Genomic DNA, 19,232 nt, shown 5'->3' with positions numbered 1-19,232 from the left:
TTGACAACATGGCAACACTCTATCGTCTGCTGACCGAGGAAGACACCGCAGCCTTCTGTCACAAAGTGTCGGACGCGCTGGCAAAAGGGTGGGAGCTGTATGGCGACCCGTCCTATGCCTTTGACACTGCAAACAACGTGATGCGTTGTGCGCAGGCCGTGACCAAAGAGGTTGCGACCGACTATTCCCCTGAAATGAAACTGGGACAGCAATAATGGCAAAAACCAATCCGGGCCGTTTCTTCGAGGATTATTCTGTAGGGCAAGTGCTGCACCACGCGGTGCCTCGCACCGTGACCGATGGCGAACGGGCGTTGTATCATGCGCTCTATCCGGCGCGTCATGCTCTGTATTCCTCGGATGAGTTCGCCCGGAATTGTGGCCTGCCGCAAAGCCCGATCGATGATCTGGCGGCGTTTCACGTGGTGTTTGGCAAGACTGTCCCTGATGTATCGCTGAATGCAGTGGCCAATCTGGGCTATGCTGAGGGGCGTTGGTTGAAGCCGGTTTATCCCGGCGATACGCTGCGGTCGGAATCCGAAGTGATTGGGGTCAAGCAGAACTCGAACGGAAAAACCGGTGTTGTGTGGGTGCGAACCCGTGGCCTGAACCAGCGCGATGAGGTGGTTATTGAGTATGTCCGCTGGGTGATGGTGCGCAAATCGAACCCTGACGCGCCCGCCCCGGACACGGTGGTGCCCGAGTTGAAACAGGCGCTGGAGCCTCAGGATCTGGTAGTGCCACAAGGGCTGAACTTTTCCTCCTATGAATTTGTTCAGGCCGGTGAGGCGCATCGGTGGGGCGATTACGCGATTGGTGAAAAGATTGATCATGTGGACGGCGTCACCGTGGAAGAAGCCGAGCATATGCTGGCCACGCGGCTTTGGCAGAACACTGCCAAGGTTCATTTCGATCTGACCTTCCGCCCCGAAGGCCGTCTTATCTATGGCGGGTACGTGATCTCGATGGCGCGGACCCTGTCGTTCAATGGATTGGCAAATGCGCAGATGATCGTCGGGTTGAACGGTGGCGCCCATGCCAACCCTTGCTTCTCAGGCGATACCATTAAGGCCTGGTCTGAGGTGCTGGACAAAGCCGAAACTGGCATCCCCGGCGTTGGGGCGGTCCGGTTGCGGCTGGTCGCCACGAAGGGTGGAGAGCCATTCGAGTTGAAAAATGACGATGGCCGATATCTGCCCAACGTTCTGTTGGACCTCGACTACTGGGCTTTGATGCCAGTCTGACCCCACATTCATTTGAACGCAGCTTGCAATATTCGTGCTAGGCTGCAACCATGTCTCTGCTTCGCTCTTTCGTCGCCTGTTTCTTTCTGGCCCCGACCGCCGAGGCGTGTGATCTTGCTTTGGCTCTGGCCGTTGATGTCTCGGGATCGGTGGATTCGAACGAATACCGCATACAAATGGACGGCCTGGCCGCTGGATTGCGTGACCCCATCGTCTCCGAGGCGCTGGTGCGCGGGAATGCGCGGTTGATGCTGGTCCAATGGACCGGAGCCTCTCGTCAGAAGGTGACGATCCCCTGGACACATATGGATAGCTTTGAAGCCATAGATAGCTTCGCCAGACAGGTGGCTGCGGATGCCAGAGTCTGGCGCAATTTTTCGACTGCAATCGGTGAGGCGCTTGAGACCACAATGTCCAGTTTCAGCGAGGTAACCGAATGCAAACGGCACCTGATTGATATTTCGGGTGATGGGGTTTCCAACGAAGGTGTTGAACCGTCCGAGATTCACGATGTGTTGCGTGGAAAAGGTGTCACGGTAAATGCCATCGCCATCGAGGAAAGCGAACCCGACTTGACGGCCTATTTCTTTGAGAACGTCATTGTAGGTGAGGGAGCGTTTGTCGTTTCGGCGGCCGGGTTCGAGGATTATCCGGCCCGCATCCGAAAGAAACTGTTGCGGGAAGTGACCCAGCAAACGGCCGGTCTGAAATAAGTGTGGCAGGGATTCGGAGCTGCAGGCGCTAACATCTGTTTCGTCTGATTTGATTTGTGATCACAAGAATATTTTGTGTGATCACTTTATCGCTTAATCTGTCATTTTGCGCGAATTCTGAGCTTTTTTGCAGCTGCAGCACGTGACAGTGTCGCAAAAACCAGTAAAACCTTCGGAAGCCAACCGAAAAGGAGCCGCCATGAGCGATGTAAATCGGGGCAACCGCCCGCTCTCACCGCATATCCGCATCTACCGCCCACAGATGACGTCTCTGTCGTCGATCATGGTTCGGATGACTGGATTGGCCGTGTTCGCAATCGCAGCACTTGTGGTGTGGTGGCTGTTGGCGGCGGCAACCTCTGAGGCGGCCTTTGCAGGCATAGACGGGTTTCTGCGCAGCTGGTTCGGTGATCTTGTCATGACCGGAGCGGCCTGGGGTTTGTGGTACCACACATTGGGCCGGTTGCGTCATGTCTTTTGGGATTTCGGCTACTGCCTGGATGTCGATCTATCTGAAAAGCTGGGATGGGGCATGTTCGTTGGTGCCACGATCCTGACCATCATCACCGTTCTTGTGGTTTAAGGAGACGTTCGATGCGATACCTGACTGACCGTAAACGCGCCGAGGGTCTGGGAGCGGGCAAATCCGGAACCCAAACACATTGGAACACAATGGTCCGGGCCATGATCCTGACTGTTCTGATTCCTCTCTTCATCTTCACATTTGGTGCCGGTCTGGGCGGAACCTACGAAGAGGTTCTGGCTTATTTCAGTCGCCCCTTCCCGGCGATCGTATGCGCGCTGACACTGATCGTTGCCCTGTTGCAGCTGATGTACGAAGCGCAGGAGGCCATCGAAGACTATATCCATGGTGTCGCCGAAAAAGTGACGCTGGTTGCGATGTGGGCGTTTGGCTACACGCTGATGGTTGCGGGGCTGTTCGCCCTGGTGAAACTCGCCCTGTGATGATGCGCGGTAAGGAATAAGAACAATGACAGCAGCATATGAATACGAAACCCACGAATACGACGTCGTTGTCGTAGGCGCAGGTGGTGCAGGTCTTCGCGCAACGCTGGGTATGGCGGAACAGGGTCTGCGTACGGCATGCGTGACCAAGGTGTTCCCGACCCGCTCACACACGGTTGCCGCGCAGGGCGGCATCGCGGCGTCGCTGTCGAATATGGGTCCTGACCACTGGCAGTGGCATATGTACGACACGGTCAAGGGCTCGGACTGGCTGGGCGACACCGACGCGATGGAATACCTCGCACGTGAGGCACCCAAGGCGGTCTATGAGCTAGAGCATTACGGTGTGCCCTTCAGCCGGACCGAGGAAGGCAAGATTTATCAGCGTCCCTTTGGCGGCCACACCACCGAATTTGGTGAAGGCCCCGCGGTTCAGCGGACCTGTGCCGCTGCTGACCGGACCGGCCACGCAATCCTGCACACGCTCTATGGTCAGTCGTTGAAAAACAATGCTGAGTTCTACATCGAATATTTCGCCATCGACCTGATCATGTCCGACGACGGACAGTGTCAGGGTGTCGTCTGCTGGAAGCTGGACGATGGCACCATGCATGTCTTCAACGCCAAGATGGTGGTGCTGGCGACCGGCGGCTATGGCCGGGCGTATTTCAGCGCCACTTCGGCCCATACCTGCACCGGTGACGGTGGCGGTATGGTGGCCCGCGCGGGTCTGGCGCTGCAGGATATGGAGTTCGTTCAATTTCACCCGACCGGCATCTACGGCTCGGGCTGTCTGATCACCGAAGGGGCGCGGGGTGAGGGCGGGTACCTGACCAATTCCGAAGGCGAACGGTTCATGGAGCGCTATGCGCCTCAGTACAAAGACCTGGCACCGCGCGACTATGTCTCGCGCTCAATGACTATGGAAATCCGCGAAGGGCGCGGTGTGGGTGCAGAGGGCGACCACATCCACCTGAACCTTAGCCACTTGCCTGCCGAGGCTTTGGCCGAGCGTCTGCCGGGTATTTCCGAAAGCGCCAAGATCTTTGCCGGTGTGGACGTGACCAAAGAGCCGATCCCGGTTCTGCCGACCGTGCACTACAACATGGGCGGTATCCCGACCAACTATTGGGGTGAGGTTCTGAACCCTACCGCCAAGGACCCAACCGCCGTGGTCCCGGGCCTGATGGCTGTGGGTGAGGCTGGCTGCGCCTCGGTCCATGGGGCGAACCGTTTGGGCTCAAACTCGCTGATCGATCTGGTGGTCTTTGGCCGCGCGGCGGCGATCCGGGCCGGCAAGGTTGTGGATGCCGATAGCGCCAACCCGGTTCTGAACCAGGGGTCGGTCGACAAAGCCTTTGATCGCTTTGACACCGTCCGTAACGCCAGCGGAGCGATCCCGACCGCCGATCTGCGGCTTGAGATGCAAAAGACCATGCAGGCTGACGCGGCCGTATTCCGCACCGCCAAAACCATGGCCGAAGGTGTTGAAAAGATGACGGCGATTGCCGCCAAGATGGACGACCTGAAAGTCGCCGACCGCTCGTTGGTCTGGAACAGCGATCTGATGGAAACGCTGGAACTGACCAACCTGATGCCAAGTGCGCTGGCCACCATCGTCGGTGCCGAAGCGCGTAAGGAAAGCCGTGGTGCCCATGCGCATGAGGATTTCAGCGAACGCGACGACAAAAACTGGCGCGTTCACACGGTGTCCCGCGTGGATGGTAATAAAGTGAACCTCAGCTATCGCCCGGTGATCGTCGATCCGCTGAGCACCGAAGCAGAAGGCGGAATCAGTCTGAAGAAAATCGCGCCCAAGGCGCGGACTTTCTGATGTGATTGGGCAGTCCGCGACCAACCACCGGACTGCTCAAATTCTATGGGTCAGTAATATCTGTACTTAGCCAATCGGCTATGGCGAGATGAATGTTTCAATGTACTGATTCACATCGGCTTCAGAGATTTCCTGACGCTGTGCCAATATGTCGAGAATTTTCAGGCTGACATCTGTGAACCCAAAAACACCTTCGGTTAGAATTGCCAGTCGCTTTAGTATCTGGCTGTTCAGCTCTGCAGGATCAGACAAGTCCCTGAGATAGATAATGTCCCCGTCCAGCATTTGTGTCGATTCAAAGTCCGAAAGAACTCCCGACCATTTCGATACGACCAGCCTGTTCTCGATATGCGCAAAACTATGGGGCAAAAACCCCAATTTTCTGAGAAATGTGTCAACCTCGCCAAAACCTGGCTGATTCTCGTACAATGGAAAAAACGATACTTCGGTCTGTATGGCGGCGACATTTTTCAGCGTGTTTTCCGCCGAGGTAAACACCGAAAGTTCGGCACCCTGAATGTCAATTTTCAGAAAATCCACTGGACCCAAACCTGCGATATCATCCAGCCGCTGGGTTTGCATCTCCATACTGCCAATTTGCCTTGCAGCATTGCGTAGGCCACGTAGGTAAAGAAGTGTTTTTTCCCTTATTTTCAGCAAGGATGTCAAGCCCGAGCCCTTGTAGATATTCAACAAGGCCGGTTTGCCGTCTCCGACTGCAAAGTTGAAATACTCTTCATTTGCACCTTTATTGCGGACGACCTCTTTCATCGTGTCTTCCTGAGGTTCAAAACCGACGACATTGCAGAGGTCGTTCTTTAGCAAATCACGGTAAGGGGCGTCATGGCGCATTGGATTGGCGCCAATATCGGCAATGCGTACAAAACTGCTCAAATCCAGAAGATCGTACAAAGCAGAAATGCGGGCGCTGAAAAGATTATCCATTTCTTAGAACCGTAAGCGCTTCGGCCAACTTGCGGCTGATCCGCTCTGGCGCGCGTTCCTGAGCGAATTCGAAGCACGCCCTACGTTTTTCAGCGAGTTCTGAATCGGACATTTCCATCACCTTCATCATCATGCGGATCAGTCCTCGAGGGTTTTGTGCCGGATACAGTAGATCATGACAGGATTCCGGGGTCGTCTGCCGGTGGGGTTCAATGTCCGGAGCGACAACTGGCAAGCCGAAGGTCATGGCAAGCATTGCGGTTCCAGAGGTGAAGGTTTGTGTAGATGGCAAAACATAGGCGTGAGCTTGGGAAAAAACACTCGGAATAGCCTCATCTTCTACGCGTTCGCCTATCACGGTTACGTTTGAAATGGCGTCCAGCCGTCGTACCAATCGCCGACTGGGCCGGAAGACTCGGCCTACCACTGACATATGAAAGTCGAAACCCCTGTTGGTTAGCTTCCGGATGGCGAAATGAAGCCGGTCCAACTCGCGGTTTCCGCGCATCGCGCCAAAGGTCAAAAAATGGGTCTGATCGCGTGGTTGCATCAGGCGCGCAAGCGTGATTTCAGCGCTTTCATAAACGCCTAGATAGCTTGGGTGAGGGATCAGGCAAATCTTATTCGGTTCCGCGTCATATTGGGCGATCATATGTTGTCGCGCGTTTGGGGTATGGACATGGATCATATCGACCAGCTCTGCCAACTTGCGTCGCGCCGCGTGAAACCCATCGTTGCCCTCACGCGCTGAATGCGCGGCGCGATTGTGAATGGTCCAGATGACGCGACCACCGTTTGATTTATACAGCTCAAGTCCCGACACGGCATCTTGAAACAGAGCGTTGTTCGCGGGATCTTCACCATCCTTGATCGGAAACAGCCTGTCATCCCATTGGATATGCAGGATTCCGTGTTCGGTCTGAAACTCTGGTTTCGCAATCTCTGCAAAGTTCAGCTGTTTCATTGCAGCTAGAGAAAACTCTGGCTCGCATGCGCTGTACATCATGTTTTGGTAGGGGTTTTTGGTGCCGTAGGGAATATTCAATACTCGTGTCTGCATACGGCACTCAGCTTTTGCTTTCTCGGGTGCAGACTCCACGCACATAAGCTCAATGTAAAGGTGAAATCACCCATCTTTATTGACTGTTTTCAAGGCTAAATGGTTGGCTTTCGCACTTGCAGCGTGTATCTATACACGGGAATTTAGCGAGGTCGGAAATGGTACAACTCACCCTGCCAAAAAATTCTCGGATTACCACCGGAAAGACATGGCCCAAGCCAGAGGGCGCGACGAATGTGCGCAAGTTCCAGATCTATCGCTGGAATCCTGACGACGGTCAAAATCCCCGGGTGGATACCTATTTCGTCGATATGGACAGCTGCGGTCCGATGATTTTGGATGCGCTGATCAAGATCAAGAATGAGATCGACCCAACCTTGACCTTCCGCCGGTCTTGTCGCGAGGGCATTTGTGGGTCCTGTGCGATGAATATCGACGGGATCAACACGCTGGCCTGCATCTATGGCATGGATGAGATCAAGGGCGATGTGAAAATCTATCCTTTGCCCCATATGCCTGTGGTCAAGGACCTGATTCCGGACCTGACCCATTTCTATGCCCAGCACGCAAGCATCATGCCCTGGCTAGAAACCAAGACCAACCGGCCTGCGAAAGAGTGGAAGCAATCCATTGAAGACCGCAAAAAGCTGGATGGTCTTTATGAATGTGTGATGTGTGCCAGCTGCTCGACCTCGTGCCCAAGTTATTGGTGGAATGGCGACCGCTATCTTGGCCCGGCGGCTCTGCTGCATGCATATCGTTGGATCATTGACAGTCGAGATGAGGCAACGGGTGAGCGCCTGGATGAGTTGGAAGATCCGTTCAAGCTGTATCGTTGCCACACGATCATGAACTGCGCCAAAACCTGCCCGAAGGGTCTGAACCCTGCAAAGGCAATCGCCGAGATCAAAAAGTTGATGGTCGAACGCACGGTGTGAGGCGGACTTGATCCACGTGCCTGCTGTGTTGCGGCAGGTGCAATTCCCATTTGCAAGAATATGTGGTGTGAACGCCTGCAGCCTGTCCTATGTTCGGCTCAGGGAGGAGTGATTATGTCACAATGGGATCACTCCGATGAGAACCAAAACCAATTCCGCTGATGCCGCCGAAGCCCTGGAATTTCTGGAACAGGCATGGGCCTATTATACGCCAGAAACGGTAATCCCCACTTCAGAGCGGATGCCAGAGCTGTTCGAATACGCAAATGCTGCCTGATCTGCGATTGCAGGGCTTGAAAACAACCGACTGATCAGCAAAGCAGGAGAATGCCTGTTATTCTTCTGCTTCTTGCTGCCGCCGTATTCGCCTATTTTCTGTGGCGCGCCCGCACTTCGTCACTGACACGTGAATGCCGCTGGCGCCAGCACCGAAAAGAAGGGCAATGGGTCTGCTCGTTTTGCGGTGCTCAGACCGATGGGGCGGAAAGTCCCAAGCAGTGTTTAAAGGGATCGACCGGTGGATAGCCGATGCGGGACAGGGTCGACCCTGCCCCAACCCGTTTGCTAAGCCTTTGGAAACGCCGCCTGAAGTGCGATCTCAACCATGTCGCCAAAGCTGCTTTCACGTTCGGACGATGGCAGAGCTTCTCCTGTCAGCAAGTGGTCGGAAACAGTCAGCACGGCAAGGGCCCGGCACTTGTGGCGCGCGGCCAGGATGTAAAGTTCGGCGGCTTCCATTTCGACGCCCAGAATGCCGTGACGCACCATCTGTTCGTTCAGATCGGGACGTTCATCGTAGAACACATCCGAGGAATAAATCCCGCCAACATGAGTTGGTGTTCCTTTGTTTGCCGCAGCCTCAAAGGCGGCCTGCAACAGGCTCCAATCCGCGCAAGGTGCAAAGTTGAGCTCTTTCATGATCCCCCGAGACGGCGTGCTGAGCGTGGTCGAAGTCATCGCCAAAATGACATCACGAATGTTCAAACTGTCCTGCATCCCGCCACATGACCCAATACGGATCAAAGTTCTGGCGCCAAAATCGCGGATCAATTCATTCACGTAAATTGACAGCGAGGGCATTCCCATACCGCTGCCTTGAATCGTGACCGGATTACCTTTCCAGGTTCCGGTGAAGCCCAACATGCCACGCACGTCATTCACCAGTTTGGCGTTATCCAGAAAAGTTTCTGCCGCCCATTCTGCCCGGTAAGGATCACCGGGTAAAAGAACTGTTTCAGCGATTTCGCCTTTTTCGGCGCCTATATGAATCGTCATTTCGTTATCAATTCCATTCAGATTTCCATATCCGAAATATCCGCTCCGGCTTTCAAAGCTTCGTGTACCCAATGCGGCTTGCGACCGCGCCCCGACCAGGTTTGATCGTGGTTGGATGGATTTCGGTATTTTGCTTTTGTTTTCGAAATCTTAAGGGATTTCGAGGACCCATCAGAAAGTTCGGAAAGGGAAAACCCAAATTCCGCTGCGGCTTTCTGAGCAGCTTTCAAAGCCTCTTTCCTATCACGTCTTTCGGCTGCTTTCAGCGCCACATCTACATTGGCACGCAATTCCAACAGTTCATTGCGCGTCATCTTTTCGAGATTCATTCCCATTTACATTCCCCTGATGTTACCGAATTACAATGTCCCCGAAGAGTCACCGTAGTTCTAAAAGTATCCATTATCTATCCCTTTTGCGAAGGCGATAGATACGGGGAAAATGGGTGGCAAATCGGCGGTTATTCAGCGGCCAGGTTTTGCGGATCAACCAAGGAAACTATGTCGCCCATGATTGCATTCAACTCGAAGTTTTTTGGCGTGTAGATTTTGGCCACACCCATCGCTTTGAGTTTTTCAGCATCGTCATCTGGGATAATGCCACCGACAACAACAGGAACATCGTTCAGGCCCGCCTCGCGCAGACGGTTCAGAACGTCCTGAACCAACGGAATGTGACTGCCGGACAGAATTGACAGGCCGATCACATGGGCTTTGTCCTCGATTGCGGCGGCCACAATTTCCTCGGGTGTCAGACGGATGCCGTCATAGCTGATGTCCATGCCGCAATCGCGGGCGCGGAAGGCGATCTGTTCAGCGCCATTTGAATGGCCGTCCAGACCGGGTTTCCCGACCAGGAATTTCAGGCGACGTCCAAGCTTGTCGCTGACCGCGTCAACGGCCGAGCGCAAGTCCTCCAGCCCTTCGGTTTTGTTTGAGACCGAGCCGGAAACGCCGGTCGGGCCGCGATATGTGCCATAGACTTTGCGCATCTCTTCGGCCCATTCGCCGGTGGTGACGCCAGCCTTGGCGGCGACGATTGACGGCTCCATTACATTCGCACCGGATTGTGCGGCCTCACGCAAAGCGGCCAGCGCTGCTGCAACTGCCGCGCCATCCCGTTCGGTGCGCCATTCGTTCAGGCGGTTGATCTGTTCCTGCTCTACTGCCGGATCAACGACCATGATGCCGCCGTCTTCGGTTTCCAGGGGTGAGGGCTCGCCCTCGGTCCATTTGTTCACGCCGACCACAATGGTCTCGTTGCGCTCGATCCGGTTGAGGCGCTCTGCGTTCGAATCCACCAGGCGTGACTTCATGTATTCGATCGAAGCGACAGCGCCGCCCATCGAATCCAGGTTTGCCAGCTCCGCACGCGCGCCTTCTTTCAACTCTTCAACCTTGGCATCAACAGCCGGGTTGCCATCAAACAGATCGCCATATTCCAACAGGTCGGTCTCATAGGCCAGAATCTGCTGCATCCGCATCGACCATTGCTGATCCCAGGGCCGCGGCAATCCCAGCGCCTCGTTCCAGGCGGGCAATTGCACCGCACGGGCGCGGGCCCTTTTCGACAGTGTTACGGCCAGCATCTCAATCAAGATGCGGTAGACATTGTTTTCAGGCTGCTGCTCGGTCAGACCCAGCGAGTTTACCTGAACGCCATAGCGAAAGCGGCGGAATTTGGGATCCTCAACGCCATAGCGTTGTTGCAAAATCTCATCCCAAAGGTCGACAAAAGCCCGCATTTTGCACATTTCGGTAACAAATCGTATGCCGGCGTTCACAAAGAACGAAATCCGGCCACACAGCGCCGGAAAATCCTCGGCCGGTACCCGTGGGCGCAACTCATCCAGAACTGCAATCGCTGTTGCCAAGGCGTAGGACAGTTCCTGCTCGGGCGTCGCGCCAGCCTCTTGCAGGTGATAGGAACAGACGTTCATCGGGTTCCATTTTGGCACGTTGGTATAGCAATACTCGGCCACGTCGGCGATCATCTTCAGCGACGGTTTCGGCGGGCAGACATACGTTCCGCGGCTCAGGTATTCCTTAATCAGATCGTTCTGAACCGTGCCCTGCAGTTTAGAGACATCAGCGCCCTGTTCCTCGGCAACCGCAATATAGAGCGCCAGCAACCAAGGAGCCGTGGCGTTTATCGTCATCGACGTGTTCATCTGTTCCAACGGGATCTGGTCGAACAAAACCCGCATGTCGCCCAGATGGCTGATCGGCACACCCACTTTACCAACCTCGCCGCGTGCCAGCGTGTGATCGCTGTCATAGCCGGTTTGCGTCGGCAGATCGAAGGCCACTGACAGACCCGTCTGACCCTTGGCCAGATTCCCGCGATACAGCGCGTTGGACGCTTTGGCGGTGGAATGACCGGCATAGGTTCGGATGAGCCAGGGGCGATCTTTCTGCGTCTGCGTCATAACTGGGCCTCGTATTGCGGGTGGGCAAGAAAATTACGTTCATGGGTTCTAAAGCGCAATTTTCGGGACATGTCAATTCGCTGCGCCGCGGCATTACCGGTTGTGCCGATTGTGGGATGCAGCGATTGGTGGCAGGGTGCATTTATGACACAGACCGTGGAACTTCCGCTTTGGCTGTTTTTGTTGATCCTGGTATTCGCCGCGGTCACACTGGCCTCGCATTTTCTGTTTCCGTCAGTGCGGTGGTTTTTTCGCCGTAGGTTGGAGCGCGCGGTCAAACGCCTGAACACGCGCCTGCAGCGCCCGATACAGCCGTTCAAGCTGGCCCGACGCCACGATATGATTCAACGTCTGATCTATGATCCTCAGGTAGGGCAGGCCGTGCAGCAGCACGCACGTGAAGAAGGCATTCCCGAAGCGGTCGCCTTTGAGCAGGCCCAGCGGTATGCGCGCGAGATCGTGCCTTCTTTTTCCGCCGTTGCCTATTTCAGTATCGCCATCCGGTTGGCACGGATTCTGAGCAACGCCTTTTATGATGTACGGCTTAGTTATCAGGATGAAGATGCCCTGAAAGATATTGATCCAAATGCGACAGTTGTTTTTGTGATGAACCACCGCAGCAACATGGATTATGTGCTGGTCACCTATCTGGCGGCCCAGCAATCGGCTTTGTCTTATGCTGTTGGCGAATGGGCGCGTGTTTGGCCGCTCAGTCGGTTGATTCGTGCGATGGGGGCCTATTTTATTCGCCGCAAGTCCGGCAGCGAACTCTATCGTCAGGTATTGGCCTGCTATGTCCGGCATGCCACCGATGCCGGTGTTACACAGGCCATGTTCCCTGAAGGCGGGCTGAGCCTGACGGGGGCCATGGCACGCCCCAAGCTGGGGCTTTTGAAATACATAATCGATGGTGCCAGGGTGGATGGGGCGGATGTGGTGTTTGTTCCCGTTGCGCTAAACTATGACCGGGTTCTTGAAGATACGATCCTGACCAAGGCCGCACTTGGCAATCAAAGGCAATTTCGTGCCCGAATCGGGGTTATAACTGGGTGGATGTTGAAACAGATAGGCAGGCGTCTGACCGGTCGCTACCAGCGGTTTGGATTTGCTGGAGTGCGATATGGTCACCCTATCTCATTGAAGGAATTCCGCACCGCCCATGACGATGTGATGACTGATCTCGCGCGCGAACTCATGCAACGGATCAAAGAAGCGATTCCGCAGGCGCCTGTTCCTGCAGCGTGCTGGCTGGTTCGCACCAAAGGAGAAATGCCCGAAGACGAGCTTAAAAGCTTGATCACCGGGTTTTTGCAACGTGACGGAACTTTGGGTGATCAGGATGAGTCCGCGGTTTCAGCTGCCTTGGATCAGCTGGTCGAACGCAGAATTCTGAAACGAGAAGGTGGGAAAATATCTCAATCCGGGCAAAGGGTTGATCTGCTCGACTACTATGCAGCCTCAGCCCCGATTGGCGACGGCTGGCCTGATGCTGCGGCAGCGAAAGAAGTTTCTGCAGGCGCTGGGTCATAAAATTACAAAAATGATGCAAAATCTATTGCATTATTTCCTTCAGGCCAATATCTCATCATCCAACGCAAGCGCTTCTGCATCGCGGCAAACAGGAATGAGAAATAAGGAGGCCAACATGGCTCTGGACACCGACAGCGGTATCGCAACTTACGACGCGCCGGAAAAAGACCTCTATGAAATGGGTGAAATCCCTCCGATGGGGTTTGTGCCTAAGAAAATGTATGCATGGGCAATCCGTAAGGAACGCCACGGGGAACCGGATACTGCGATGGTCCAGGAAGTCGTGGACGTACCAGAACTGGACAGCCACGAGGTGTTGGTTCTGGTGATGGCGGCGGGCGTTAACTATAACGGCGTCTGGGCATCCCTGGGCAAGCCGATCTCGCCCTTTGACGGCCACAAAGCCCCGTATCATATCGCCGGTTCTGACGCTTCGGGGATCGTATGGGCCGTGGGTTCGAAAGTAACGCGCTGGAAAGTGGGCGACGAGGTTGTCATTCACTGCAACCAGGACGATGGCGACGACGAACATTGTAATGGTGGCGATCCGATGTATTCGGACAGCCAGCGAATCTGGGGTTATGAAACGCCGGATGGGTCTTTTGCACAGTTCACCAATGTTCAAGCCCAGCAGTTGATGCCGCGCCCCAAGCACCTGACCTGGGAAGAAAGCGCTTGCTATACTCTGACGCTGGCGACCGCGTATCGGATGCTGTTCGGGCACGAGCCGCATGACCTGAAGCCGGGCCAGAACGTTCTGGTCTGGGGTGCCTCGGGCGGCCTTGGCTCTTATGCGATCCAGCTGATCAATACCGCAGGCGCCAACGCAATCGGCGTGATCTCGGACGAAAGCAAGCGTGACTTTGTCATGGGTCTGGGCGCCAAGGGCGTGCTGAATCGCAAAGACTTTAACTGCTGGGGTCAGTTGCCCACAGTAAACACACCGGAATATGCGGACTGGTTCAAAGAGGCGCGCAAATTCGGCAAGGCGATCTGGGAAATCACCGGCAAAGGCAAGAATGTCGACATGGTGTTTGAACATCCCGGCGAAAGCACATTTCCGGTGTCGACCTTTGTCGTGAAAAAAGGTGGTATGGTTGTGATCTGCGCCGGTACCACCGGCTATAACCTGACTTTCGACGTTCGCTATATGTGGATGCATCAGAAACGTCTGCAAGGTTCGCATTTTGCGCATCTCAAGCAGGCTGCTGCCGCGAACCAACTGATGGTCGAACGCCGTCTGGATCCCTGCATGTCCGAAGTGTTTGCCTGGGGTGAATTGCCCGACGCGCATATGAAGATGATGCGGAATGAGCATAAACCAGGCAACATGTCGGTTCTGGTTCAGGCGCCGCAGACGGGCTTGCGCACGCTTGAAGAGGTTCTAGACGCAAAAGGCTGAGCCCCCCCAAAAAAATAGAATATTAGCACCCGCGAATCGCATCGAGCGAGCGCGGGTGTATCTATTTCGAGGCATAAGGAAATAATTACAGTGGGTTACAGAATCGTGACCCGCTAGTTTTGGGGAGTAGAAACCAGTGAATAGGCTTAAAATCATCTCACATGTTATGGTTGTGTTAACCCTTCGTTAACCGTTTCGGAGAGACTTTAGATGGCGCATAATGAGTGGATACTGGACGTTTTGTCGGACCTCAACGCCTTCGCTGTTGAAAACGGTTTGACCGCACTTGCCGAGCAGCTTGATGATACCAAGTTGATCGCAGCGGCCGAGATTGCGTCCATGCAAGATAAGGCACAGGCGCCCGCGAATGGGAACACAACTCGACATGAGTCAGGTCCTAGAGGACTTGGAAAGCACCAACACGCTTGACGAGTTGGGCGATGTAGCCGTTCGATTGCGCGACCGGCTGCAGGTTGAACATCTTATCTATCATTGGGTTGATGGTGCCGGGGATCAATACGGCTATACAACTTACCCGGACGCTTGGGCCGAGCGATACCGGGAGCGGAATTATCACCGCATAGATCCAGTGATCCTGGGGTGTTTCCAACGGTTCCACCCGGTTGACTGGAAATTTCTGGACTGGTCTGGAAAAGTGGCGAAAGCCTTTTTGCAGGATGCGCTTGAACATGGGGTTGGCAATCAGGGTTATTCGATCCCCATCCGGGGGCCGAACGGCCAGTTTGCCTTATTCACAGTGAATCACTCATGTGATGATGAGAAATGGAAGTCCTTCATCGAGGCCCATGGCCGCGAGCTGATTTTGATCGCGCATTACTTTAACCGAAAGGCTCTGGAGTTCGAAACCGACAGGCAGCCGGATACGACCCGAGGCCTGTCGCCTCGTGAGACGGATGCCATGACCTTGCTGGCGCTTGGATACAGCCGGGCACAAGTCGCGCACTCACTGTCAATCTCGGAACATACGCTGCGTGTCTATATTGAAAGTGCGCGTGCCAAGCTTGGGGCGCAGAACACAACCCATGCCATCGCAACAGCACTCAGCCGTGGATTAATAGTGGTTTAACAAGCGCGCGCGCCAAAAACGGGAAATTAACCACGACTTTGTACCCCCTTCGTTCCTGCACAGGACGACAAGGGGAAAGTCATGTTGCGCTATTTGTTTGCCGACGAACTACATAAGTTTCCGAATTTGGCCCAAGGGATGTTCCGGGATCGAGCGGATCAGTTCAAAACACGTCTGGGCTGGGATGTTCACGTGGACGAAAAAGGAGAAGAGCGGGATCAGTATGATGACCTGAATCCGCTCTATGTCATCTGGGAAGAAGAGGATGGCAGCCATGGGGGGTCGATGCGGGTTTTGCCGACGACAGGACCTGTCATGGTGAATGAGGTGTTTGGGCATCTGACAGGAGGTAAGCCTGTCCACAGCCCGCTGATCTGGGAGGTGACGCGGTTCTGCCTGTCACGAACGGCCAGTGCCCATACTGCCGGTGCCATCATGCTGAGTGGCGGCGAAATCATGGAAGGGTTCGGGCTGACCCATATTGCTGGCGTCTTTGATGCGCGCATGATTCGGATCTACCGTCTGATCGGATCGTCTCCAGTCGTTCTGGGGTCACAAGGGAAAGGGCGTGATCAGATTTCGGTTGGGCTCTGGCCCTATTCGCCCGAGGATTGCAATCGGGTGGCTGAACGGGCGGGCATCCCACGTGAGCTGTCCAGGATGTGGTTCAAAGCCGCGTTTGGCACTGTCCGGCAACACCGGTTTGCCCTGTCCGCCTGACGGGGTCTGAAAGCCAATTCCATATCTGGCGATAGCTGGCGTGGCCCTGTAGGGTCGCGCCATGTCTATACCCACAGTAACCTTTTCTGACGATCAAGCCGCCGCCTATGACAGCATTTCCGAGATGCTGAAATCTGCTGGTGTAGACCTGGATGATGATGCCCTGCTGAAAATGCCCGGCAATGGCGAATCCGGGGTGATGGCCGTGATCGGCAAGGCGGGTTCAGGGAAAACGCTACTGCTGGCAGAGCTTTACAAAGCATTGGCTGACGCGGGTCTTCAGATTGTTTCCGGTGATTTCGAAAGCCGCAAAGCGCGCGAGAAACGCAGCTTGGCCATTCTTGCGCCAACGAACAAGGCCGCCAGTGTTTTGCGCCTGCGGGGTGTGCCTGCGACCACGATCCACCGCATCCTCTATACGCCGGTATATGACCCGGAATATGAACGCATTGCCGAATGGCTGGCGGGCAACGATGAACGCCCCGAGGTTGAAGGGTTGACTGACGAAGCCCTGGACCGGGCGGCCGCTTTTTATCAGAACAACAAGTCGATCCCCGGCGCGCTGGCCGCTGCAGGCCTTCGTGGGTCCGACTTTATCACCGGCTGGAAGCGTCGGGAGGAGCCGCTGGACATAGGCTTTGTAGATGAGGCCTCAATGCTGGATGACCGGCAGTTCGAAGACCTGAAAGAGATCTTTCCGACCCTGTTGCTTTTTGGCGATCCGGCGCAGCTCGCCCCGGTCAATCAGTCCGGCAGCATGGTATTCGAGACGCTGCCCGAGCCGCGAAAGCAGGTATTGCACAGGGTCCACCGGCAGACGGCAGACAACCCGATCCTGGACCTCGCGCATGCGCTGGCCGACCCTCAGATGGGGTTTGAGGATTTTGAACGGCTCGTCGAACAGACCGCCCGACAGGATGACCGAGTTGTTTGGGGGCAGCGTGTTGAAGTTGACCTGATGGCCCGCAGCCCGGTTCTGGTCTGGCGAAATGCCACCCGAATTCGCTTGATTCAAGCCTTCCGCAATGTTCACGCTGCACCCGACACCGAGCTTCTGGCGGGAGAGCCGTTGATTTGCGATGGAATCGAACTGCCGCTGAAGCACCGCAAGAAAAGGCTGGATCTTGAGGCGCGCGGGCTAATCAAGGGTGCTCAGGTCATCTATCTGGGGCCAGGACGAAAACCGGGGTTTTCGCGCCTGCATGTGATGGGGGCCGAGGATCCGCAGGTCAGCGCAGCGTCGATTGTCAAAATCGAAATGCCTGATGAGGAAGAACCGTTTATTCCATTTGCTGCGCGAATGGGGGCTACCTTTTTGCATGGCGCTGCAGTGACCATTCACAAGGCGCAGGGGTCGCAGTGGGACACGGTACAGGTGTTTGCTCCGGATGTATATGCGGCTGCTCGGATGGGGCGAACCGAGGCTGGGCAACCTTTGTGGAAACGTCTGGCTTATGTTGCGATCACGCGGGCGCAAGAAAGGTTGATTTGGGTGGTGCGCAACAGGCTGGCCAAGCCCACTTATCCGCTGCGCGTGGATGATTTGCGCGCGGCTCCGGCGGCGACGCTGACCCTGGAGGCCGAAGAGATATGAAATCCATCATCATTACAGGCGCCAGTTCAGGCATCGGACGGGCAACTGCCGAGCTGTTTTTGGCCGAGGGCTGGGCGGTTGGGCTGCTGGCGCGCAGCGCGGATGTGCTGAGCAAATTGGCTGAAAGGCACAAGAATGCGATCCCCTTGGTGACCGATGTTACCGACCCCACCGCTGTTTCGGGTGCTTTCGAGACATTCCAGAATGAGACGGGACGTCTTGACGTATTATTCAATAATGCCGGAATCTTTGCCCCCGGCGGCACGATAGACGAAATCCAGTTGGAGGATTGGTACCAGAGCGTCAGCGTGAACCTGAACGGGATGTTCCTGAGCGCGCGCGAAGCCTTTCGCATCATGCGGCATCAGGCCCCGCAAGGGGGAAGGATCATCAATAACGGTTCGATCGCCGCGCATGTACCGCGTCCGAATTCGGTCCATTACACCGCTACGAAACACGCGATAACAGGCCTGACACGCAGCCTATCACTGGACGGGCGCGCCTTTGGTATCGCATGTGGTCAAATCGATATTGGCAACGCGCGAACACAGATGGTGCAAAACCTGGTTGAAAACGCCATCGCGGGAGGGCAGCAGCCCGACCCGACGATGGCTGTTGACGATGCCGCACGTTCTGTACTGCACATGGCGTCTTTGCCTGCAGAGGCAAACGTCCAGTTCATGACTGTCATGGCCACTACGATGCCCTATATCGGGCGTGGATAGGGCTTTAGTTCTCGCGCAATAGTCGGAAGGCTGTGGACGCTCCCCAACCCGCCGCGATGGCGATGACCAAAGACATCAGGCCGTACCAGACCGGCTGCTGACGGGACATGTTGTAGAGGAACCGTTCCAGCCCGACCTTCCGCACGTCGATTGTGGTCTCGAACTGGGAAACAACTTCTCGGCCGCGGGTCAGGTATATGCGCGCGAAATAGGCGCCTTCGGTCAAATCGGCTGGCATGTCGATTGATGTTCGGAACAATGTCTGCTCGTCCACCGCAACCGTTTTTTCGCGGATAGAATACAGGCCCTCATCCTCACGGATGCGAACGACGGCCTCGGCAAAATTCTGCGCGCCCCGGATATTCATCGCGGCACCCACTGATCGAATGGCCCGTTCAATCGAGATCCTGTACCGCAGGTCTTCTGTATCTGACAGGATTTCTGTAAGCGGAGCGCTGGTGGCAACCGCATAAAAACTGGGCGCAAGGTCGACCAAGACGCTGTCGGTGTTGACCCAGATACCCAGCCTGCGTTCTTTTCGCCGGACCGTCACTGGGCTCGAGGGGCCTGCAACGGCTACGATTACTTGAAGCGGTGGGCCGGAAGGGATCGGCGTTTCACGTTTCACGGCACCGAAAATAAGAATTTCCGAGCCATCGAAATTCGCCGTGATGGCAACCCGGTCTTGGCTTAGGCCAAGCACGACCTGTTCCTCCTCGGCGATGGCCGGGGTGACACAGAGGGCGAGTAGCAGGATCAACCGTCTCAGCAT

The 19,232-nt window shown here is 55.4% G+C and carries 21 protein-coding genes; 15 read left to right on the top strand and 6 right to left on the bottom strand.

Annotated features, from left to right (window positions below; translation table 11 throughout):
- Positions 1-8: 8 nt before the first annotated feature.
- From AC2FJV_RS01215 to sdhA, 6 genes are all read left to right on the top strand, one after another.
- On the top strand, positions 9-215 hold the full coding sequence (locus AC2FJV_RS01215) for a DUF1737 domain-containing protein (protein WP_142635490.1): 207 nt from the start codon (positions 9-11) through the stop codon (positions 213-215).
- A complete protein-coding gene (locus AC2FJV_RS01210; RefSeq protein WP_496688975.1) occupies positions 215-1,243 on the top strand; it encodes a MaoC family dehydratase in 1,029 nt (342 codons plus the stop codon). The genes AC2FJV_RS01215 and AC2FJV_RS01210 overlap by 1 nt, the downstream gene beginning before the upstream one ends.
- 50 nt (positions 1,244-1,293) lie before the next feature.
- Positions 1,294-1,956, top strand: coding sequence for a DUF1194 domain-containing protein (locus AC2FJV_RS01205; RefSeq protein ID WP_142635494.1), 663 nt, complete (start codon positions 1,294-1,296; stop codon positions 1,954-1,956).
- A gap of 199 nt (positions 1,957-2,155) precedes the next feature.
- Positions 2,156-2,539: a succinate dehydrogenase, cytochrome b556 subunit gene (gene sdhC, locus AC2FJV_RS01200; protein WP_142635496.1), complete on the top strand. Its 384-nt coding sequence runs from the start codon at positions 2,156-2,158 to the stop codon at positions 2,537-2,539.
- Positions 2,540-2,550: 11 nt separating this feature from the next.
- Positions 2,551-2,922 carry a succinate dehydrogenase, hydrophobic membrane anchor protein gene (locus tag AC2FJV_RS01195; protein ID WP_142635498.1) on the top strand — a complete coding sequence of 124 codons (372 nt, stop codon included), beginning with the start codon at positions 2,551-2,553 and terminating at the stop codon, positions 2,920-2,922.
- A gap of 25 nt (positions 2,923-2,947) precedes the next feature.
- A complete protein-coding gene (gene sdhA / locus AC2FJV_RS01190; protein ID WP_496712144.1) occupies positions 2,948-4,756 on the top strand; it encodes a succinate dehydrogenase flavoprotein subunit in 1,809 nt (602 codons plus the stop codon).
- 78 nt (positions 4,757-4,834) lie between these two features.
- Here the strand turns inward: sdhA and AC2FJV_RS01185 are convergent, their stop codons facing one another.
- Positions 4,835-5,701 carry an FkbM family methyltransferase gene (locus tag AC2FJV_RS01185; protein ID WP_496693578.1) on the bottom strand — a complete coding sequence of 289 codons (867 nt, stop codon included), beginning with the start codon at positions 5,699-5,701 and terminating at the stop codon, positions 4,835-4,837.
- Positions 5,694-6,665: a glycosyltransferase family 4 protein gene (locus tag AC2FJV_RS01180; RefSeq protein WP_496693579.1), complete on the bottom strand. Its 972-nt coding sequence runs from the start codon at positions 6,663-6,665 to the stop codon at positions 5,694-5,696. The genes AC2FJV_RS01185 and AC2FJV_RS01180 overlap by 8 nt, the downstream gene beginning before the upstream one ends.
- A gap of 254 nt (positions 6,666-6,919) precedes the next feature.
- Here AC2FJV_RS01180 and AC2FJV_RS01175 point away from each other — a divergent pair, with 254 nt between their 5' ends.
- From AC2FJV_RS01175 to AC2FJV_RS01165, 3 genes are all read left to right on the top strand, one after another.
- On the top strand, positions 6,920-7,699 hold the full coding sequence (locus tag AC2FJV_RS01175; RefSeq protein ID WP_496693580.1) for a succinate dehydrogenase iron-sulfur subunit: 780 nt from the start codon (positions 6,920-6,922) through the stop codon (positions 7,697-7,699).
- Between the two features lie 136 nt (positions 7,700-7,835).
- Positions 7,836-7,976, top strand: a complete 141-nt coding sequence (locus AC2FJV_RS01170; protein WP_496693581.1) for a hypothetical protein — start codon at positions 7,836-7,838, stop codon at positions 7,974-7,976.
- 50 nt (positions 7,977-8,026) lie between these two features.
- A complete protein-coding gene (locus AC2FJV_RS01165) occupies positions 8,027-8,224 on the top strand; it encodes a hypothetical protein (RefSeq protein ID WP_496693582.1) in 198 nt (65 codons plus the stop codon).
- Between the two features lie 39 nt (positions 8,225-8,263).
- Here the strand turns inward: AC2FJV_RS01165 and deoD are convergent, their stop codons facing one another.
- The 3 genes from deoD to AC2FJV_RS01150 form a co-directional block, all read right to left on the bottom strand.
- Positions 8,264-8,974 (bottom strand): purine-nucleoside phosphorylase, encoded by a 711-nt coding sequence (gene deoD, locus AC2FJV_RS01160; RefSeq protein ID WP_496712142.1) that lies wholly within the window; start codon positions 8,972-8,974, stop codon positions 8,264-8,266.
- Positions 8,975-8,991: 17 nt separating this feature from the next.
- Positions 8,992-9,309 (bottom strand): H-NS histone family protein, encoded by a 318-nt coding sequence (locus AC2FJV_RS01155; RefSeq protein ID WP_281995213.1) that lies wholly within the window; start codon positions 9,307-9,309, stop codon positions 8,992-8,994.
- Positions 9,310-9,434: 125 nt separating this feature from the next.
- A complete protein-coding gene (locus AC2FJV_RS01150; RefSeq protein WP_281995289.1) occupies positions 9,435-11,417 on the bottom strand; it encodes a protein meaA in 1,983 nt (660 codons plus the stop codon).
- A 129-nt stretch (positions 11,418-11,546) separates the two neighbouring features.
- Between AC2FJV_RS01150 and AC2FJV_RS01145 the strand changes: the two genes are divergently transcribed.
- The 6 genes from AC2FJV_RS01145 to AC2FJV_RS01120 all read left to right on the top strand — a co-directional run bounded on the left by AC2FJV_RS01145 (position 11,547) and on the right by AC2FJV_RS01120 (position 18,460).
- On the top strand, positions 11,547-12,932 hold the full coding sequence (locus AC2FJV_RS01145; RefSeq protein ID WP_142635515.1) for a 1-acyl-sn-glycerol-3-phosphate acyltransferase: 1,386 nt from the start codon (positions 11,547-11,549) through the stop codon (positions 12,930-12,932).
- Positions 12,933-13,047: 115 nt separating this feature from the next.
- Positions 13,048-14,334, top strand: coding sequence for a crotonyl-CoA carboxylase/reductase (gene ccrA / locus AC2FJV_RS01140; protein WP_142635517.1), 1,287 nt, complete (start codon positions 13,048-13,050; stop codon positions 14,332-14,334).
- 367 nt (positions 14,335-14,701) lie between these two features.
- On the top strand, positions 14,702-15,421 hold the full coding sequence (locus AC2FJV_RS01135; protein WP_142635521.1) for a helix-turn-helix transcriptional regulator: 720 nt from the start codon (positions 14,702-14,704) through the stop codon (positions 15,419-15,421).
- A gap of 81 nt (positions 15,422-15,502) precedes the next feature.
- Positions 15,503-16,141 carry an acyl-homoserine-lactone synthase gene (locus tag AC2FJV_RS01130; RefSeq protein ID WP_142635523.1) on the top strand — a complete coding sequence of 213 codons (639 nt, stop codon included), beginning with the start codon at positions 15,503-15,505 and terminating at the stop codon, positions 16,139-16,141.
- 61 nt (positions 16,142-16,202) lie between these two features.
- Complete coding sequence (locus tag AC2FJV_RS01125; protein ID WP_496712139.1) at positions 16,203-17,735, top strand: ATP-dependent DNA helicase; 1,533 nt, start codon at positions 16,203-16,205, stop codon at positions 17,733-17,735.
- Positions 17,732-18,460, top strand: a complete 729-nt coding sequence (locus tag AC2FJV_RS01120; RefSeq protein WP_142635527.1) for an SDR family oxidoreductase — start codon at positions 17,732-17,734, stop codon at positions 18,458-18,460. Before AC2FJV_RS01125 ends, AC2FJV_RS01120 begins: the two co-directional genes overlap by 4 nt.
- Before the next feature lie 4 nt (positions 18,461-18,464).
- On the opposite strand, the gene AC2FJV_RS01115 is transcribed toward AC2FJV_RS01120, so the two are convergent.
- Entirely contained in the window at positions 18,465-19,232 is a 768-nt protein-coding gene (locus AC2FJV_RS01115; RefSeq protein ID WP_496712137.1) for a TIGR02186 family protein, read from the bottom strand.

Source organism: Ruegeria sp. CDSA241 (assembly GCF_059611265.1).
Note: the sequence above shows the minus strand (reverse complement) of the source record. Positions and strands in the feature narration are given on the sequence as shown.

Coding starts and splice junctions, on each gene's coding strand:
- AC2FJV_RS01215 (WP_142635490.1), top strand. CDS start 9: ATGGCAACACTCTATCGTCTGCTGACCGAGGAAGACACCGCAGCCTTC.
- AC2FJV_RS01210 (WP_496688975.1), top strand. CDS start 215: ATGGCAAAAACCAATCCGGGCCGTTTCTTCGAGGATTATTCTGTAGGG.
- AC2FJV_RS01205 (WP_142635494.1), top strand. CDS start 1,294: ATGTCTCTGCTTCGCTCTTTCGTCGCCTGTTTCTTTCTGGCCCCGACC.
- sdhC (WP_142635496.1), top strand. CDS start 2,156: ATGAGCGATGTAAATCGGGGCAACCGCCCGCTCTCACCGCATATCCGC.
- AC2FJV_RS01195 (WP_142635498.1), top strand. CDS start 2,551: ATGCGATACCTGACTGACCGTAAACGCGCCGAGGGTCTGGGAGCGGGC.
- sdhA (WP_496712144.1), top strand. CDS start 2,948: ATGACAGCAGCATATGAATACGAAACCCACGAATACGACGTCGTTGTC.
- AC2FJV_RS01185 (WP_496693578.1), bottom strand. CDS start 5,701: ATGGATAATCTTTTCAGCGCCCGCATTTCTGCTTTGTACGATCTTCTG.
- AC2FJV_RS01180 (WP_496693579.1), bottom strand. CDS start 6,665: ATGAAACAGCTGAACTTTGCAGAGATTGCGAAACCAGAGTTTCAGACC.
- AC2FJV_RS01175 (WP_496693580.1), top strand. CDS start 6,920: ATGGTACAACTCACCCTGCCAAAAAATTCTCGGATTACCACCGGAAAG.
- AC2FJV_RS01170 (WP_496693581.1), top strand. CDS start 7,836: ATGAGAACCAAAACCAATTCCGCTGATGCCGCCGAAGCCCTGGAATTT.
- AC2FJV_RS01165 (WP_496693582.1), top strand. CDS start 8,027: ATGCCTGTTATTCTTCTGCTTCTTGCTGCCGCCGTATTCGCCTATTTT.
- deoD (WP_496712142.1), bottom strand. CDS start 8,974: ATGACGATTCATATAGGCGCCGAAAAAGGCGAAATCGCTGAAACAGTT.
- AC2FJV_RS01155 (WP_281995213.1), bottom strand. CDS start 9,309: ATGGGAATGAATCTCGAAAAGATGACGCGCAATGAACTGTTGGAATTG.
- AC2FJV_RS01145 (WP_142635515.1), top strand. CDS start 11,547: ATGACACAGACCGTGGAACTTCCGCTTTGGCTGTTTTTGTTGATCCTG.
- ccrA (WP_142635517.1), top strand. CDS start 13,048: ATGGCTCTGGACACCGACAGCGGTATCGCAACTTACGACGCGCCGGAA.
- AC2FJV_RS01135 (WP_142635521.1), top strand. CDS start 14,702: ATGGGAACACAACTCGACATGAGTCAGGTCCTAGAGGACTTGGAAAGC.
- AC2FJV_RS01130 (WP_142635523.1), top strand. CDS start 15,503: ATGTTGCGCTATTTGTTTGCCGACGAACTACATAAGTTTCCGAATTTG.
- AC2FJV_RS01125 (WP_496712139.1), top strand. CDS start 16,203: ATGTCTATACCCACAGTAACCTTTTCTGACGATCAAGCCGCCGCCTAT.
- AC2FJV_RS01120 (WP_142635527.1), top strand. CDS start 17,732: ATGAAATCCATCATCATTACAGGCGCCAGTTCAGGCATCGGACGGGCA.
- AC2FJV_RS01115 (WP_496712137.1), bottom strand. CDS start 19,232: ATGCTGAGACGGTTGATCCTGCTACTCGCCCTCTGTGTCACCCCGGCC.